Origin of the sequence: Loktanella gaetbuli (genome assembly GCF_020531945.1) — a bacterium.
In the GTDB taxonomy this organism is placed as follows: domain Bacteria; phylum Pseudomonadota; class Alphaproteobacteria; order Rhodobacterales; family Rhodobacteraceae; genus Loktanella; species Loktanella gaetbuli.
Window position 1 is genome coordinate 255,825 of record NZ_JAJATZ010000004.1, and the last position, 16,787, is coordinate 272,611.

17 protein-coding genes are annotated in these 16,787 nt (G+C 61.5%); 5 read left to right on the plus strand and 12 right to left on the minus strand.

Annotated elements, in window-relative coordinates; all coding sequences use genetic code 11:
* Positions 1-41: 41 nt before the first annotated feature.
* The 3 genes from LGQ03_RS10695 to phaR all read left to right on the plus strand — a co-directional run bounded on the left by LGQ03_RS10695 (position 42) and on the right by phaR (position 3,146).
* Positions 42-1,865 (plus strand): PHA/PHB synthase family protein, encoded by a 1,824-nt coding sequence (locus LGQ03_RS10695; protein WP_226748382.1) that lies wholly within the window; start codon positions 42-44, stop codon positions 1,863-1,865.
* A 140-nt stretch (positions 1,866-2,005) separates the two neighbouring features.
* On the plus strand, positions 2,006-2,455 hold the full coding sequence (locus tag LGQ03_RS10700) for a Phasin (RefSeq protein WP_090158966.1): 450 nt from the start codon (positions 2,006-2,008) through the stop codon (positions 2,453-2,455).
* A gap of 136 nt (positions 2,456-2,591) precedes the next feature.
* The gene (phaR, locus tag LGQ03_RS10705) at positions 2,592-3,146 is read left to right on the plus strand and encodes a polyhydroxyalkanoate synthesis repressor PhaR (RefSeq protein WP_226748383.1); all 555 of its coding nucleotides are present in this window, start codon (positions 2,592-2,594) and stop codon (positions 3,144-3,146) included.
* A 3-nt stretch (positions 3,147-3,149) separates the two neighbouring features.
* Here the strand turns inward: phaR and LGQ03_RS10710 are convergent, their stop codons facing one another.
* The 11 genes from LGQ03_RS10710 to rlmJ form a co-directional block, all read right to left on the minus strand.
* Positions 3,150-3,422: a DksA/TraR family C4-type zinc finger protein gene (locus tag LGQ03_RS10710; RefSeq protein ID WP_226748384.1), complete on the minus strand. Its 273-nt coding sequence runs from the start codon at positions 3,420-3,422 to the stop codon at positions 3,150-3,152.
* 45 nt (positions 3,423-3,467) lie between these two features.
* Positions 3,468-4,769: an NAD(P)/FAD-dependent oxidoreductase gene (locus LGQ03_RS10715; protein WP_226748385.1), complete on the minus strand. Its 1,302-nt coding sequence runs from the start codon at positions 4,767-4,769 to the stop codon at positions 3,468-3,470.
* Between the two features lie 85 nt (positions 4,770-4,854).
* Positions 4,855-6,207: a glutamine synthetase family protein gene (locus LGQ03_RS10720; RefSeq protein WP_090158962.1), complete on the minus strand. Its 1,353-nt coding sequence runs from the start codon at positions 6,205-6,207 to the stop codon at positions 4,855-4,857.
* Positions 6,204-6,884: a type 1 glutamine amidotransferase gene (locus tag LGQ03_RS10725; RefSeq protein WP_226748386.1), complete on the minus strand. Its 681-nt coding sequence runs from the start codon at positions 6,882-6,884 to the stop codon at positions 6,204-6,206. The genes LGQ03_RS10720 and LGQ03_RS10725 overlap by 4 nt, the downstream gene beginning before the upstream one ends.
* 50 nt (positions 6,885-6,934) lie before the next feature.
* A complete protein-coding gene (locus tag LGQ03_RS10730) occupies positions 6,935-8,266 on the minus strand; it encodes a glutamine synthetase family protein (protein WP_090158960.1) in 1,332 nt (443 codons plus the stop codon).
* 63 nt (positions 8,267-8,329) lie between these two features.
* The gene (locus LGQ03_RS10735) at positions 8,330-9,136 is read right to left on the minus strand and encodes an ABC transporter permease (RefSeq protein WP_226748387.1); all 807 of its coding nucleotides are present in this window, start codon (positions 9,134-9,136) and stop codon (positions 8,330-8,332) included.
* Positions 9,133-10,014, minus strand: coding sequence for an ABC transporter permease (locus tag LGQ03_RS10740; protein WP_226748388.1), 882 nt, complete (start codon positions 10,012-10,014; stop codon positions 9,133-9,135). Before LGQ03_RS10740 ends, LGQ03_RS10735 begins: the two co-directional genes overlap by 4 nt.
* Positions 10,015-10,107: 93 nt before the next feature.
* Positions 10,108-10,836 (minus strand): transporter substrate-binding domain-containing protein, encoded by a 729-nt coding sequence (locus LGQ03_RS10745; RefSeq protein ID WP_226748389.1) that lies wholly within the window; start codon positions 10,834-10,836, stop codon positions 10,108-10,110.
* An 87-nt stretch (positions 10,837-10,923) separates the two neighbouring features.
* On the minus strand, positions 10,924-11,703 hold the full coding sequence (locus LGQ03_RS10750) for an ABC transporter ATP-binding protein (protein WP_226748390.1): 780 nt from the start codon (positions 11,701-11,703) through the stop codon (positions 10,924-10,926).
* 70 nt (positions 11,704-11,773) lie between these two features.
* Entirely contained in the window at positions 11,774-12,208 is a 435-nt protein-coding gene (locus LGQ03_RS10755; protein WP_226748391.1) for a tellurite resistance TerB family protein, read from the minus strand.
* Between the two features lie 36 nt (positions 12,209-12,244).
* Complete coding sequence (gene rlmJ, locus LGQ03_RS10760; protein WP_090158955.1) at positions 12,245-13,027, minus strand: 23S rRNA (adenine(2030)-N(6))-methyltransferase RlmJ; 783 nt, start codon at positions 13,025-13,027, stop codon at positions 12,245-12,247.
* A 109-nt stretch (positions 13,028-13,136) separates the two neighbouring features.
* On the opposite strand from rlmJ, the gene LGQ03_RS10765 reads away from it, so the two are divergent.
* Positions 13,137-13,901: a MipA/OmpV family protein gene (locus LGQ03_RS10765; protein WP_226748392.1), complete on the plus strand. Its 765-nt coding sequence runs from the start codon at positions 13,137-13,139 to the stop codon at positions 13,899-13,901.
* Between the two features lie 263 nt (positions 13,902-14,164).
* Positions 14,165-15,082, plus strand: a complete 918-nt coding sequence (locus LGQ03_RS10770; RefSeq protein ID WP_226748393.1) for a calcium/sodium antiporter — start codon at positions 14,165-14,167, stop codon at positions 15,080-15,082.
* 47 nt (positions 15,083-15,129) lie between these two features.
* Here LGQ03_RS10770 and LGQ03_RS10775 read toward each other — a convergent pair whose 3' ends face one another.
* Complete coding sequence (locus LGQ03_RS10775) at positions 15,130-16,773, minus strand: CTP synthase (RefSeq protein WP_090158952.1); 1,644 nt, start codon at positions 16,771-16,773, stop codon at positions 15,130-15,132.
* Between the last annotated feature and the right edge of the window lie 14 nt (positions 16,774-16,787).

Here is a 16,787-nt window from a genome sequence, read left to right on the forward strand (position 1 = left end):
CATGAAATGCTGCACTTGCAAACTAGGGCGGGAACACGGTCATGACAACCAAAGATGTTGGCGATGACGAAGCGATGGGTCGCAACCTGGACAAGTTGCAACAGAATCTGTCGCATGTGGACGCGCTGACCCAGCGGTTGGTGGCCGCAATGCAAAAGGGGCGCGCGGTGCCGCCAGCTCTGCAGGGGCCGACCCCTGAACTTTATGCCAAGGCGATGGGTGCCTATTGGTCGGAAATGATCAACGATCCGGCCAAGCTGATCGAACACCAGATGAGTTTCTGGAGCAAATCTGTCACCCATTTCGTCGAGGCACAGAAAAAACTGTCCGAAGGTCTGATGCAGGCCCCCGAGGACGACGGCCCAGATGACCGCCGGTTCAACCATCCCCTGTGGAAAACAAACCCCTATTTCAATTTCGTCAAACGCCAGTATCAGCACAACGCGCAGGCGATCCAGCAGGCGGTCGAGGATATCACCGACCTTGATCCTCAGGAAAAGAAACGCCTGCGCTTTTTCTCGGAGCAGATCGTCAATCTGTTCTCGCCCACCAACTATCTGGCCACCAACCCCGAGGCCCTGTCGCTCGCCGTCGAAACCGAAGGCGAAAGTCTGGTGCGCGGCCTCGAAAACCTTGTGCGCGACCTAGAGGCGAACGATGGCGATCTGGTGGTGACACTGGCGGACAAGGACGCGTTTTCAGTGGGTGAAAATCTGGCCACCACGCCGGGCGAGGTGGTGTTCCGCAATCCCATGTTCGAACTGATCCAGTACACCCCCAGCACAGAACAGGTGTTCGAGACCCCGATCGTGATCTTTCCCCCCTGGATCAACAAATTCTATATCCTCGACCTCAAGGCGGAAAACAGTTTCATCAAATGGCTCGTCGATCAGGGGCACAGCGTTTTTGTCGTGTCTTGGGTCAATCCCGACGCCACCTATGCGCAGACCGAAATGGCGGATTACGTGAACGACGGGTTCTTGCGGGCGATTCAGGCCGTGCAGGAAATCTGTTCGGTGCCACGGGTCAATGCGATCGGCTATTGTATCGCGGGCACCACGCTGTCGTTGACACTCTCGATCCTTAAACAGCGCGGGCGCAATGATGTGAACAGTGCCACGCTGTTTACCGCGCTCACCGATTTTTCCGACCGAGGCGAGGTCGGCGTGTTCCTCGAGGATGATTTCGTCGACGGCATCGAAAAAGAGGCCGCCGCCCGCGGCATCCTCGATTCATACTACATGTCGCGCACGTTTTCCTATCTGCGGTCCAACGACCTGATCTATGGTCCTGCCATCAAGAGCTACATGATGGGCAAGGCACCACCCGCCTTTGATCTGCTGTACTGGAACGGCGATTCCACCAACCTGCCGGGTGCCATGGCGACGGAATACCTGCGCGGCTTGTGTCAGGGCGACCAGTTCGCGACCGACGGATTCGATATTGCTGGCCATACGGCGCATATTTCCGACGTGGACGTGCCGCTGTGTGCAGTGGCCTGCGAAACCGACCATATCGCCGCCTGGAAAAGCAGCTATCGCGGCGTGCAGAAAATGGGATCGAACGACAAGACATTCATCCTGTCCGGATCTGGTCACATCGCTGGTATCGTGAATCCACCGCACAAGAACAAATACGGGCACTGGTGCAATCCCGACCTGTCGCTGTCCCCCGAGGATTGGTTGGACGGCGCCGAAAAACGCGACGGCAGCTGGTGGCATCTCTGGCTTGACTGGCTGAACCCGAAATCCGGTGAAATGGTGCCCGCACGCACGCATGGATCGGAAAAATATGCGCCGATCTGCCCTGCGCCGGGCACTTATGTGACTGCCAAGGTTGACGTAAGGGCAAGAAATCCATCCTGAACAAGGGGTTATGCAAGTGCGGCATTTTATCATGCTGCAGTGCAGAAAAACCTTGAAATGCCGCAGTGCAGCATGTATATCTCTTGGCAGAGAAAGATGCCACGGAAACATCCCTGGCTCCATACCGAAAGGACGTACCAATGGCTAACACTCAAGATTTCACCGCCGTGTTCAAAGACATGATGAGCGCATTCCCCGTCGATACCAAGGCAATGGAAGACGCCTACAAGTCGCAGACCACGCTGGCCGAGAAACTGTCGACCGTGTCGCTGTCTGCCGCACAGGAATCCGCACAGCTGTCCGCCAAATGGGCCGAGAGCACGCTGAAGAAAATGCAGGACCTGTCCAAAGCCAAGGCAGAGCCCGCCGACTACGCCAAGTCGATGACCGACTTTGCATCCGCCAATGCTGAATCCGCAGCCGAGCACATGGCAGCCTTTGCAGAGATCGCGAAAAAGGTTCAGACCCAGACGCTGGAACTGATGATGGCCGCCGGCAAGGACATGTCCGAGGACATGACCGCCGCTGCGAAAAAGGCATCCGAAGAGATGACCAAAGTCACGAAAAAAGCGACCACCGCTGCAAAATAAGCAGTGACCATCGCGACCGATTGGACGCGTCCCTCCGGGGGCGCGTCTTTTTGTTTGGACCATGCCGCAGGTGCTTTCTTTTTTAGCAGATGCGGCATAGCATCGTCGAACTGCCCTAAAACCAAGAGGTTCGACCGTGGCCACCACCGACAAACCGCTTTTGATCAAACGCTACGCCAGCCGTCGTTTGTACAACACCGAAACCAGCGACTACGTCACGCTCGAGGATATTGCCGCGTTCATTCGGGATGGACGCGAGGTTCAGATCGTTGACCTGAAAACCGGTGATGACCTGACTCGTCAATACCTTCTTCAGATCATCGCCGAACACGAAAGCCATGGTGAACCCGTTCTGGGTGTCGATCTGCTGACCGATCTCGTGCGTGGCTACACCACGCAGGCCGCATCGGTCGTGCCCGATTTTCTGGCCGCCAGCTTCGAGATGTTGCGCAGTGGACAGAGCAAGGCCATGGAAAACATGACCAGCATGAACCCGATGGCAAACATGCCCGGTTTCGACGCCATGCGTGCCCAGCAAGAGGCGTTTTTCAAGGCAATGTCGGGTGGTCTGACCGGGCCAGGGCAGGCAAAGAAGCCCGCCGAAAAACCCAGCACATCCAATGACGACCTGGACACGATCAAGGCGCAACTGGCCGAGATGCAGGAAAAACTGTCAAAACTGGGCAAGTGATGCCTATTTCAACTGGCTGTCCTTTGATCCGCGTCGGTTGAAACCACCGCTGTGCACCCGGTTGCGACCGTCGCGGTCCTGCTGACAGGACACGCACAGCGTGACACCCGGAATGGCCGCGCGTCGCCGTTCGGGAATAGGGTCTTCGCATTCTGCGCAATGGGTCAGGCTTTCGCCGCGCGTGCCCTGACGCGCCTTCAGGCGCGCCAGTTCGTCCTGAATAGACGCCTCGATCTGTTCGCCGACCGCGCCGTCCCTTGTCCATCCACCGGCCATGTCGTCACCTCCATTAGGGTAGGGGGTTAACATAGGGTCGACAGGCTAGATTCCCAACCGGTCGCGCAGGGAATACCAGGTCATCGCCAGCGCCAGCAGCGGTGCGCGCAAGGCCGCACCGCCCGGAAACGACGGCACGGGCAGTTGCGCCATCACATCGAAACGGTCGGTCTGGCCGATGATCGCTTCGGCCATCACGCGCCCGGCAAATCCTGACAGCGCGACACCGTGGCCGGAAAATCCCGCACCTGACAACACGTTCGGTGCCACCCGTTGCAGCGCCGGCAGGCGGGTCATCGTGATACCCAGCGTGCCACCCCAGACATAGTCCAGCGGCACATCGCCCAATTGCGGGAACAGCGACAGCATCCGTGCGCGCAGCGCGGTCTGAATATCGCGCGGAAATCCGATGGAATAGCTTTCGCGCCCACCGAACAGCAGGCGACGGTCCTCTGACAGACGGAAATAATTCACGACGAATTTCTCGTCTGCGACCGCGATATCGCGGGTCAGGATCTGGTCGGCCAGATCGCCCAGCGGTGCTGTCGCCCCGATAAAGGAATTGATCGGCATCACCTTGGACGCGACGGCGGGGGCGATCCCCGGCAGATAGCCATTGCCCGCCAGCACGACATGATCCGCAATCACGTGACCGCGCCCGGTCTGCACCTTGGCCGGTGTGCCATGGGCGATATGATGCACCTCCGACCCCTCGTGGATCACGACACCAGCCGCCTCGACCGCACGCGCAAGCCCCAGGACATAGCGCAGCGGATGCACGTGGCCCGCCCCCATGTCCAGCGCGCCACCGGCATAGGGTTTGGCCCGGACGATGGACTGGAACGCGTCCCGGTCCAGCGGTTCGGTCCGGTAGCCATAGGTCTTGTCCAGATAATCCGCCTCGGCGTGGACCTTGGCCCGCGCCCCATCGGAATAGACGCCGTAGGCCACGCCTGGGGTATAGCGCGCGTCGGGGGCATGGGCCGCCACCGCCTCGCGCAGGTCGGATTTGGCCTGTTCCGACGCATCCCACAGCGCGCGGGCAGGGCCGTCACCCAGCTTGGCGGCCAGATCCTTTTGACCCCAGTTGTAACCGCTGCTGACCTGTCCACCGTTGCGCCCCGACGCGCCGAAACCGGCGCGATGCGCCTCCAGCACGACGACACGGCGGCCTGCCTGTGCCAGTCGCAGGGCCGCGGTCAGACCGGTGTAACCCGCACCCACCACGACAACATCGGCCCGTACCTCGCCGCGCAGTTCGGCACGTTGCGGCGGAATATCGGCGCTGGCGGCATACCAGCTGTCGGGAAACACACCGGGCCGGTCGTTGCGATACAGCGGGTTCATGGCAGCAGTCCAAAGGTCGATGCCAGTGCCATCCCCAGCGCAAAGACGCAGAACGCCATGCCCAGCAACATCAGCAGGTTCTGTTTCATACGTTCAGCAGCAGGTGTTCGCGTTCCCACGGACTGATGACCTGCAGGAATTCCGAATATTCGGCGTGTTTCACGATGGAATAGACCCGGGCGAATTCCTCGCCCAGCACCGCCTGCACCTGCGGTGCATTGTCGAACAACTCAAGCGCCGCATACAGGCCCTGCGGGATTTCATCCTCGGACTTGTAGGCATCGCCGGCAAACCGTTTGTCCGGCCAGATTTCGTGCTTCATGCCCAGATAGCCGCAGGCCAAAGAGGCCGCGATGCACAGGTAGGGGTTGCAATCCATCCCCGCGAGCCGGTTTTCCACCCGCCGCGCCTCTGGTGGTGAAATCGGCACCCGGATACCCGTTGTGCGGTTGTCACGGCCCCATTCCAGATTGATCGGTGCGGCGTGGTCCCGCACGTAGCGACGGTAGGAATTCACATAAGGTGCCATCACCGCGATCACCGACGGCAGATGTTCCTGCAACCCGCCGATAAAGTGAAAGAATTCATCCGTCTCGCCGCCCTTGGGCCCGGTAAAGATGTTGCGCCCCTTGGCGTCCAGCACCGAATGGTGGACATGCATCGCGCTGCCCGGCTCGCCTTCGATCGGTTTGGCCATAAAGGTGGCAAAGCAATCGTGTTTCAGCGCGGCCTCGCGCAGCAGACGTTTGAAGAAAAACACCTCGTCCGCCAGTTTGACGGGGTCGCCGTGGCGCAGGTTGATTTCCAGCTGCCCTGATCCGCCCTCTTGGGTGATGCCGTCGATTTCAATGCCCTGCACCTCGGCGTATTCGTAGATGTCGTCGATCACGGGACCGTAGTCGTCCACGGCGGTCATCGAATAGGCCTGACGCCCGGCGGCGGGGCGGCCCGTGCGACCCATCATCGGCTCGATCGCCTTGGCCGGATCGATGTTGCGCCCCACCAGATAGAATTCCATTTCGGGCGCGACCACCGGTGTCCAGCCTTCTGCGGCATAGAGGTCGCAGACCCGTTTCAGCACGTTGCGCGGGGCACAGGGCACGGGGCGGCCTTTTTGGTCATAGGCGTCGTGAATGACCTGCAACGTCCCGTCCTTGGTCCAGGGGGCGGCTGTCGCTGTGCCCATGTCGGGACGCAGGATCATATCGGGTTCCAAAAACCCGTCAGGGCCTGCCGCCTCGCCCCATTCGCCGGTGATGGTCTGGAAAAAGATGCTGTTGGGCAGGTGGAAATGCTGCTGCCGTTCCCATTTCGAGGCGGGCACCGCCTTGCCGCGGGCGATGCCGGGCAGGTCCGCGATGACGCATTCGACCTCATCCAGACGGTTGGATTCGAGGTAGAGACGCGCCGCCTCGGGGATCTGGTCCATCCAGCTCATGTGGTGGCCCCTTTCAGGAAATCTGCCATCTGGTTGGCGATGGTGTGGTTGTCGATGGGCTGACTGGCGGCCGCACGGGCCGCGGTCAATTGCGGTTCCGGCACCACGCCCTCGCCGCGCGCATCGGCCAGCCGCATGGTGAAATCGGTTTCGAATTCGGGATGCGCCTGCACGGTCATGATGCGGTTGTCATAGACCAGCGCCGCGTTTTCGCAAAATGCGTTGCTAGCCAGCACCTGCGCGCCCTCGGGCCGCTGCGTCACCTGGTCCTGATGCCAGGCATTCAGCGCGACGGTGCGCCCCTGCCAGTCATAGGTCTGGCGACCAACCGCCCAGCCACCTGCGAATTTTTCGACCCGGCCCCCCAGCGCCTGCGCGATGATCTGGTGTCCGAAACAGATACCAACCATCGGCACGCCTGCGGCATAGACATCGCGGATGAAAACCTCGAGCGGGGGGATAAAGGCGTGATCCTCGTAGGCACCGTGTTTCGATCCGGTCAGCAGCCAGCCGTCGCAGTCGCGCACCGTCTGGGGAAACTGCATGTCCACCACGTCATAGGTGACAAAATCGAACCCCTGATCGCCCAGCAGGCGCTGGAACAGGTCCGTATAGTCGCCCGTCTCTGGGCGCATCGCATCGGGGGCGTGGCCGGTTTGAAGAATACCGATTTTCATAGAAAACACCTATTGGGGATGGGCGCAGGATATCACCCCAAAAGGCCGCGTCAAACCGTATCCAGATACAGTTCCAGCTGTTCCTCGGCGGTCAATTCCTCGAAATACCGGGCCTCTTGCCGCTTGGTCATGACCAGGTTGTCGACCAGCACATCCGAGAAGATCCGCCGCGCGATGGGTGAATTGTCGAACCGGTCGATGGCCGCGACCCAAGTGTCGGGGATCTGTGGCAGATCAAGGTCATAGGCGTTGCCGGAAATGGGTGGGCCGGGGTCCATGTTGTCCTCGATCCCGATCAAGGCAGATCCCAGCACGGCGGCCAGGAACAAATAGGGGTTCACGTCACCGCCCGCCACGCGATGTTCCACCCGCCGCGCCTTGAGACTGCCGCCGGGGACACGAATGGATGCCGTGCGGTTGTCGTAGGCCCAGCAGACGCCCGTGGGCGCGTGGCTGTCCGGCACCAGCCGGTCATAGCTGTTGCCATGCGGGGCAAAGATCAGCGCCAGATCGGGAATACCGTAAAGACAGCCCGCGATGGCATTATGCAGCATCCGCGTGCCTTCGAACGTGTCGTTGGCCATCAGGTTGTTGCCGTCACGGTCGATCACGCTGAAATGGGTGTGCAGGCCGTTTCCTGCATATTCTTCGTAGGGGCGGGCCATGAAACTGGCCGCCATGCCGTGATTACGGGCCAGACCGCGCACCAGCATCTTGAACAGCCAGGCGTTGTCCGCGGCCATCAGTGCATCGGGCACGTGTTCGATATTCACCTCGAACTGGCCCATGCCGACCTCGGAAATTGCGGCTTCGGCGGGAATGTCCATCGCGTCGCAGGCGTCGTAGAGATCGTTGAAAAAGGAGTCGAATGCGTCCAGCGCCCGCAAGGACAGAATTTCCGCACCCGGTCGCCGCTTGCCCGAGCGTGGCGACTTTGGCTGGCGGATGCCGTCGCCACTGTCGTCCACCAGGTAGAATTCCATTTCCGTCGCAACCACGGGCGTCAGCCCGCGCGCGGTATAGCGGTCCAGCACCGCCCGCAGCGCATGACGTGGATCGCCCGGAAACGGCGTACCGTCCTCATAGCTCATCCAAAGGGGCAACAGCGCAGACGGCGTTTTCAGCCAAGGCATCGGCACATAGCCGCGTTCGGTCGGCAGCAAAACGCCGTCAGGATCCCCTGTTTCGAACACCAGCGGCGAATCCTCGACATCCTCGCCCCAGATATCGAGATTCAGCACCGACAAGGGGAACCGCGTGCCTTCGACTTCCAGCTTCTTGGCGAACCGGATCGGCACGCGTTTGCCGCGCGCCTGACCGTTCAGATCGGCCGCCCCGCAACGCACGTTGCGGACTTCGGGGTGGTTGTCGAGCCAGCTCATGGCGGGTGCTCCAATATGTGTTCACATAGCTTTACGCCGCGTCCCGCACCCCGGCAATCGCTGTTATCGCACCAGCTGCGGCCGGTATTTCACGCGACGGCGCGCATCGGACGGCAGGTGTCTGTTCAGACGACGGTTGATTGCGTTGAACAGGGTGATGACGATCAGCGTCAGCACGATGAAATAGCCCGCCAGGATCGGATAGGGCACAAAGGGGTTGAACGTCTTGTCCGCGAAATAGCTGGCGTAATACAGCGCATCCCCGCGTTGCTGGATCGCCGGAAACCCACTGACGAACACCAGCGTGGTGGCGTGAAACAGAAAAATCGCCTCGTTGGTGTAGGCAGGCCAGGCCAGCCGCAGCATCGTGGGCCAGATCACGCGCCGAAACCGGGACCAGCCTGACAGGCCATAGGCATCGGCGGCCTCTGTGTCGCCCTTGGGGATGGATTGCAACGCACCGTAGAAAATCTCGGCGGAGTAGGCAGAGGTATTGAAAAACAGCACCACCAGTGCCCCGGCCCAGGCCGAGGTCAGGCCAGACAGCATCGGGTATCCCGATGACAGCGACTGGAACAGGAAATAGGCGAAAAAGAACTGGATGAACAAAGGCGAGCCGCGAAAGACAAAGACGAACCATTCCGCCGGTTTGCGCAGCACCGCGCGGGCCGAGGCCTTGCCCAGTGCCAGCACCGTGGCCAGCGCAAAGCCGGCCAACAGGGCCAGCACGCCGAAATAGACGTTCCAGATCATGCCGGACCCGATCAGCGTGAATTGCTGGCACAGGGTGAAATCGCTGCGTGGCAACAGCCGTTCGCCATAGCCCAGCGACCGGAATGCATAATCCGCGATGGTCTGTGCGCAGCTCATGCCGCTTTTCTCTGTGCTTCGCCGCCGGCGGTGGCCTGTCCCAGCGTCAGGCGGGCCATCAGGCGTGACAGGACGACCTCTGATATCTTGGTAAAGGCCAGATAGAACAAGAGCAGAAAGCCAAAGTAATACACGCGCCAGTCACCATGCGGATAATCGGTAAAGCGGGGCGATTTCGTGCCGCCCAATTCGCGCGCCCAATAGACGATATCCTCGACCCCCAGCAAAAACAGCAGCGGGGTTGCCTTGATCAGGACCATCCACAGGTTCGACAGGCCGGGCAGGGCATAGACCCACATCTGCGGCACCAGCACGCGGCGTGTAACCTGCCTGCGGGTCATGCCGTAGGCCTCGGCCGTTTCCAGTTGCGCGCGCGGCACGGCACGCATGGCACCGAACAGCACATTGGCGGCAAAGGCCCCGAACACCAGCGCGAATGTCAGCACCGCAAGGCCCGCGCCGTAGATTTCGTGCATCCATTGTGGTGCGTTGCCCAACGGCATCTTGGCCGCCGTGCAGACCACGAAATCGTTGCCCTGGCGAACAGGCTGGTCCCAGTCGGGACAGAGCGTGACATGGCGCAGGTATTCGATGCCCTGATCCAGCGCGATCACGAAAAACAGGAAAAACACGATATCGGGCACGCTGCGCACGATTGCCATGTAGATCTGACCGAACCAGCGCAGGGGGGCGAGGGTGCTACGCGCGGCACTGGCCCCGGCATATCCGAACAGCAGGGCGGTCGGCGCGGTGATCGCCAGCAGCAGCAGCACCGTGCCGAACGACCAGTAAAAGTTCATGTGCTTGCCCGTGGTCAGATAGCACGACAACCACGCGAGGCCGTCAAGGCTGGCTGGGTCGGTGCAATAGGCGAACATGGCGGTCCTGTCGGGCGGCGGGATATGAGTATTTAGGGCAAGATGATGCGAAAGGGTCGCGCCCCGACATCGGGGCCGGGGCGCGATGATGGTTTAGAACGTGGCCGAACCGGGCAGCCATTCGACGATCAGGGCATTCAGCGTGCCGTCGTCCTTCATGGACTGGATGGCGGTGTCGAATTTCGCCTTCAGCTCGCCGTCGCTTTCGCGGATGCCAAGGCCGATGCCGCCACCGATCAGGATATCCTCGCCCACGAACATCACGTCACCTTCGGCAACCACGGGTTCCAGGAACGCCTTGTCGGCGATCACGGCATCAGCCTCGCCGTTGCGCATGGCGGCGACGGTTTCCTCGGGGGTTGCGAATTCCAGCAGGGTCGCATCCGGCATTTCAGTCGCGACATAGGACGCCTGGATCGTGCCAGCCTGCGCTGCGATCACGCCAGAGGACAAGTCACCCTCGGCCATTGCGACGAATGCGGAAGGGTCGGGCTGCGTGTAGGGATCGGAAAAGTCGATGACCTCGTCACGTTCGTCCGTGATCGACATGCCCGCGATGATGACGTCGTAGTTGCCGGACACCAGGTTGGGGATGATGCTGTCCCAGTCGTTGGTGACCCATTCGCAGGTCAGTTCGGCGCGGGCACACAGCTCGTCGCCCAGGGCACGCTCGAACCCGTCGACTTCGCCGGCGTCGTTGAGAAAGTTGTACGGAGGATAGGCGCCTTCGGTGCCGAGACGCACGGTTTCGGCGTGTGCTTCGGCAAAGGCCATGGTGCCGGACAGGGCGAATGCGCCGGCGGCAAGGATCAGTGACTTCATGGATATCTCCTGTTGGTGGCGACTCTGTCGGTCGCGTAACGCGGTTACGGTATGCATATTGCCCCCAAAGACAAGAGGCGCGCTGCGTCAGGCGGGCATTGTCGCGGACAGAAAACCACGCAGGCGGTCCGTCTGCGGATTGGTGAACAGATCGGCAGGGTCACCCTGTTCCTCGATCCGGCCCTGATGCAGGAACACGACGTGGTCGCTGACGTCATGGGCCATGCGCATGTCGTGGGTCACGATGATCATGGTGCGGCCTTCTTCGGCGAGGGCCTTGATCACCTTGACGACTTCTTGTTCCAGTTCGGGGTCCAGCGCGCTGGTGGGTTCGTCGAACAGCAGCGCGCGCGGTTCCATGCACAGCGCGCGGGCGATGGCGGCGCGTTGCTGTTGGCCGCCCGAGAGCTGGGCCGGATAGGCGTCGGCCTTGTCGCCGATGCCGACCTTGTCCAGATAGCCACGTGCGGCCTGTTCGACCTGCGCGCGGTCGCGTTTCAGCACCGTGACCGGAGCCTCCATCACGTTTTGAAGGATGGTCATATGCGCCCAGAGATTGAATTGCTGGAACACCATCGACAGATTCGTGCGGATGCGGATCATCTGCTGGTGATCGGCGGGGCGACGCGACAGGCCGCTGCCTTTCCATTTCACAGGTTCGCCGCTGAACAGGATGTCGCCCTGCTGGCTGTCCTCGAGCAGGTTGGCGCAGCGCAACAAGGTCGATTTGCCGGACCCGGACGATCCGATCAGCGACACGACGTGACCGGCAGGGGCGGCGATGTCCACACCCTTGAGAACCTCGAGCGAGCCGTAGGATTTGTGCAGGTTGCGAATCTGGATGACGGGTGGGGGCGCTGTGTTCATGGCGACCATATAGGGCGCATCCGGGCCATGATTGCAAGAAGCGGTGCTGCGTTTCGCGCGCAGCGTGCTGTCAGCCCTGTTGTTCCAGCCGGCGTCTGGCGGCGTTGCTGTCCTGATCGGCCACACCCAGCATCGGGGCGACCATACGCATCAGGCTGTTTTCATCCTCGTCGCGTTTGCCGTCGGCCAGCACGACCTGCCACATCGCCTCGATCACGCCAAGGCGGTCCTCGTAGGCGACGGCATCCTTGATCGCGCGGGTAAACCGCACCGTATCGGGGGCCTGTTGTTCAAGCGTTTCGCATTCGGCCAGCAGGCTGGTGGCATCGTCCAGACCATAGCGCGCCTTAAGCACCTGTTTGATCTGGTCGCGTTCGACGGCGGAGTAGTCGTCATCGGCGCGGGCGATGCGCACCAGCAGTGCGCCCAGGGCCAGACGCGCGTCGGCGTCGGCTGCGGGGGCAGGGTTGGTGGCGGTGAGGCGGGCAAGAAGATCAGCAAACATGGAATGGATATAGGGCTTGTCGTGGAAATGGGAAAGTCACGGTTGCGCGCACAGGGTGGCAAACTTGTCCGACAGCCAGTTTGCCTGATCCACAAAACCGTAGGGCGGGTTCACCACGAACAACCCCGAGCCGGTCATTCCGTGGCCGGGCCGCGCGGGTGGAAAGGCGACCGTATGCGATATCGCATCGGGGAACTGGCGGTGCAGCTGACGGACCATCGGGCGGTGCGGCGCGCCTTCGAGCACGGGAAACCACAGGACCAGCACGCCGACGGCCCATTTGCGGTGCAGCTTGGCCATGAAATCTGGCACGGTTTCGTAGTCGGATTTGATTTCCCACGATGGATCGCACAACAGCAGGCCACGGCGCGGATCGGGCGGGCAGCGCGACAAGGCCCCGGCGTATCCGTCGGTCTGGGATACAGTGACACCGGGCAAGGCCGCGCGCAGGGCCTCTACCTCGGCGGGGTGCAATTCGGACAGGGCGATGCTGTCCTCGAACCGCAAAAGGTCCATCGCGATCTGCGGGCTGCCGGGATAGGCCTGCGGCCCGTGGCGGTCGCGCGTGGCACGCAATGCGCGCATGTAGGGATGATCGGCGGGAAACCACCGATCGGCCAAGGCGATGCCGCGCGCGGCCTCGCCGGTTTTCAGCGCCTCGGGACCGGACAGGTCATAGAGCGCGCGACCCGCGTGGGTTTCCATATAACTGAGGGGTTTTGGTTTGGCGGTCATGTAGTCCAGCATCCACGCGAGCATCGCGTGTTTATGCACATCGGCCATATTTCCGGCGTGGTAGCTATGTTGATAGGACAGCATCGGCTTCTCCGCTTTGCGAGGTGGTTATGCGGGGGGACGTACACTTGCAAGGGCGGGGCCATACGCTAGGGTATCCGCAACGATCATCCCCGCTTAGAAAGTCATCCCCATGTCCTATTCCATTCGATTTCTCGCCACTGCCGCCCTGGTCGGTCTGGCCAGCGGTGCCGCCGCGCAAAACACCGTGACCCTGGGCGTCGGCCCGCAAAGCGCACCCGCCTATTTCGGCAGCGACGAAACAGAAGTCGGTGCAACGGGCAGTTTTTCGGTGCAGGAACTGAACTTTGGCCCGCTGCGGTCGGGCGGCAGCGAGGGCGGCACGGCGACCGGGTTCGGCTATGGCGGGTCATTCCGTTATATCGGTGCGCGTGATGCCGCGGACTATGACGAGTTGGCGGGCCTCAACGATCTGGATCAGGTCGTCGAACTGGGCGGTTCGGTGAGCTATGCCATCGAGATGGCCGAGGTGTTTGCCCAGGTCCGTTTCGGTGTCGTGGGCCATTCGTCGCTGGTGGCGGATCTGGGTGGCAACCTGATCGCACGCCCCAACGACCAGCTGACGCTGAAGGTCGGACCGCGCCTGTTTTTCGGTGATGACGATTATGCCAACCGCTATTTCGGCGTGACCGCACAAGAGGCTGCGGCGAATGCGGCGGCGGGCGGCACCCTGACGGCTTATGATGCGCAGGGCGGTCTGTTGTCGCGCGGGATCGAGGCATCGGCGGCCTATGCGTTCAATCAGGACTGGGGCGTGACGGCGACGGTCCGCTATGACGAATATACGGGTGATGCGGAAAACAGCCCCATCGTGGTCCAAGGCAGCGACACGGCGACGACGGCCAGCCTGGTGGTCACGCGGCGCATCAGTTTCTGATTGCTGTCGCGGCACCGCCCTGGCCATGACCGGTCAGGGCGGCGCAGGGCCGATATATGTCGATGTCGTGATGTTTCGCTTGCGAAACATATTATGTAAAATCAACGCGTTACATTAATTACTCGTTAACTTCTGCGTCCGCAGGTCCGAGCCTTCGCAGGGCCGGGTTTTGCCTGAAAATTATTTCGGGGCGGGGGGTGTGCCGCGTCATTTGCATGCCCATTTGCGCTGTGGGCAGGCTGTATGCCCGAGGGGAGTTTCAATTGGATTACATCCTGATTGCCGCCGGTCTGATCGGACTGTTTCTGGGCGGCGATGCTTTGGTGCGCGGCAGTGTCGGCATCGCGCGGCGCATGGCGATATCGCCTTTGTTGATTGGTTTGACGGTTGTGGGGTTCGGGACATCGACCCCGGAATTGCTGGTGTCGGTACAGGCGGCACTGGGCGGCGTGCCCGATATCGCGCTGGGCAATGTCATCGGGTCAAACATCGCCAACATCCTGCTGATCGGCGGTCTGACCGCACTTGTCTGGCCGATCCGCGTATCAGGTGCCACGCTGCGCCGGGACCTGTCGGTCATGGTGTTGGCGGCAGCCGTTCTGTTGCCGATTTTTCTGACGGGTGCCGTCGGGCGCCTGTCGGGGGTCGCACTGCTGCTGGCCTTGGTGGGCTATCTGGTCTGGGCCTATCTGCGCCCCGGCGACGCCGTGGCAGAGGATCATGACGCCAGCCCGTCGCCCGCGGTCTTGGTTTCACTTGGCTGGGTGCTGGTCGGTCTGGTCGCGCTGATGTTCGGGGCGCGGTTTCTGGTCGATGGGGCCACGGAAATCGCACGGGGTTTTGGCGTGTCAGAGGCGTTCATTGGCCTGACGATCGTGGCGGTGGGTACGTCGCTGCCGGAACTTGCGACCTCGGTCACGGCGGCGCTGCGTCGTCAGTCCGAAATTGCAATCGGGAATATCGTAGGATCCAACGTTTTCAACGTTCTGGGTATTCTGGGGGTGACGGCCATCATCACACCGATCCCGGTGGCCCCGCGATTCGCAAGCTTTGACCTGCCGATGATGCTTGCGGCGTCGGTGGTGCTGGCGGTGCTGTTGCTGACGCGGCCCGTGATCGGGCGGGGCGTCGGCTGCTGCCTGCTGATTGCCTACGCAGGGTACGTCTGGCTGGCCCAGTAATACGTGTCCCGGCCCCGCGATTGCTGCGGGGCCGTGGCGCGGTCTGTTCAGACCAGACGAGAGTTTTCGACGGCGGCGCGCACGAAATCCTTGAACAGCGGATGCGGTGCAAAGGGTTTTGATTTCAGTTCGGGATGGAATTGCACCCCGATGAACCAGGGGTGGTCGGTCCATTCCACGATCTCGGGCAGTTTGCCGTCCGGCGACATGCCCGAAAAGCAAAGTCCCTTTTCCTCGAGCTGGGCGCGATACTTGATATCCACCTCATAGCGATGACGGTGGCGTTCCTCGATCGCGGTGGTGCCATAGATCTGCGCGACATGGCTGCCTTCGGTCAGGGTGGCGTCGTAGGCACCCAGACGCATGGTGCCGCCCTTGTCGTCGTCCGCCTTGCGGGCGACGGTGTGATTGCCCTGCACCCATTCCTTGAGGTGGTAGACGACCGGCTCGAACCGGCGGCTGCCGGATTCGTGGTCGAATTCCTCTGATCCGGCGGTGGTCAGGCCGGCAACATTGCGGGCGGCCTCGATTACGGCCATTTGCATGCCAAGGCAGATACCCAAGTATGGCACGCCTTTTTCGCGGGCGAACTGGGCGGCCTTGATCTTACCCTCTGTCCCGCGTTCACCAAATCCGCCGGGCACCAGGATCGCGTTGAATTGTTCCAGATGCGGGGCGGCGTCCTCTCGGTCAAAGAGTTCGGCGTCGACCCATTCGACGTTGACCTTGACCCGGTTGGCCATGCCACCGTGGGTCAGCGCCTCCTTGATGGATTTGTAGGCGTCTTCGAGCTGGACGTATTTGCCGACGATGGCGACGGTCACCTCGCCTTCGGGATTATGGATGCGGTCCTGAACATCGTGCCAGACATCCAGTTTCGGCTGGGGGGCAGGGCTGATGCCGAATGCGTCCAGCACGGCCTGATCCAGACCCTGCGCGTGGTAGGACAGGGGGGCCTCGTAGATCGAATTCAGATCGTAGGCTGCGACCACGCATTCCTTGCGGACGTTGCAGAACAGCGCAATTTTCTCGCGCTCGCGTTCGGGGATCGGGTGTTCCGACCGGCAGACCAGCACGTCGGGGGCAATGCCGATGGATTGCAATTCCTTGACGCTGTGCTGGGTTGGTTTCGTTTTCAGCTCACCGCTTGCAGCCAGATAGGGCAGCAGGGTCAGGTGCATGAAAATGCATTCGCCGCGCGGTTTGTCGTGGGAAAACTGGCGGATCGCCTCGAAAAAGGGCAGGCCCTCGATATCGCCGACGGTGCCGCCGATCTCGCACAGCATGAAATCAACCTCGTCGTCGCCGACCTTGAGGAAATCCTTGATCTCGTTCGTGACGTGGGGAACGACCTGGATGGTTTTGCCCAGATAGTCGCCGCGCCGTTCCTTTTCCAGCACGGTTGAATAGACCCGGCCTGACGACACGGAATCGGTCATGCGGGCGGGGACACCAGTGAATCGTTCATAGTGGCCCAGGTCCAGATCGGTTTCCGCGCCATCGTCCGTGACGAAAACCTCGCCATGTTCAAAGGGCGACATCGTGCCGGGATCGACGTTCAGGTAGGGGTCCAGCTTGCGCAGGCGGACCGTATAGCCCCGCGCCTGCAGCAACGCGCCCAATGCGGCAGAGGCCAGGCCCTTGCCCAAGGATGAGACCACACCGCCGGTGATGAAAATATAGCGTGCCAAGTGAGGGCCCCCGT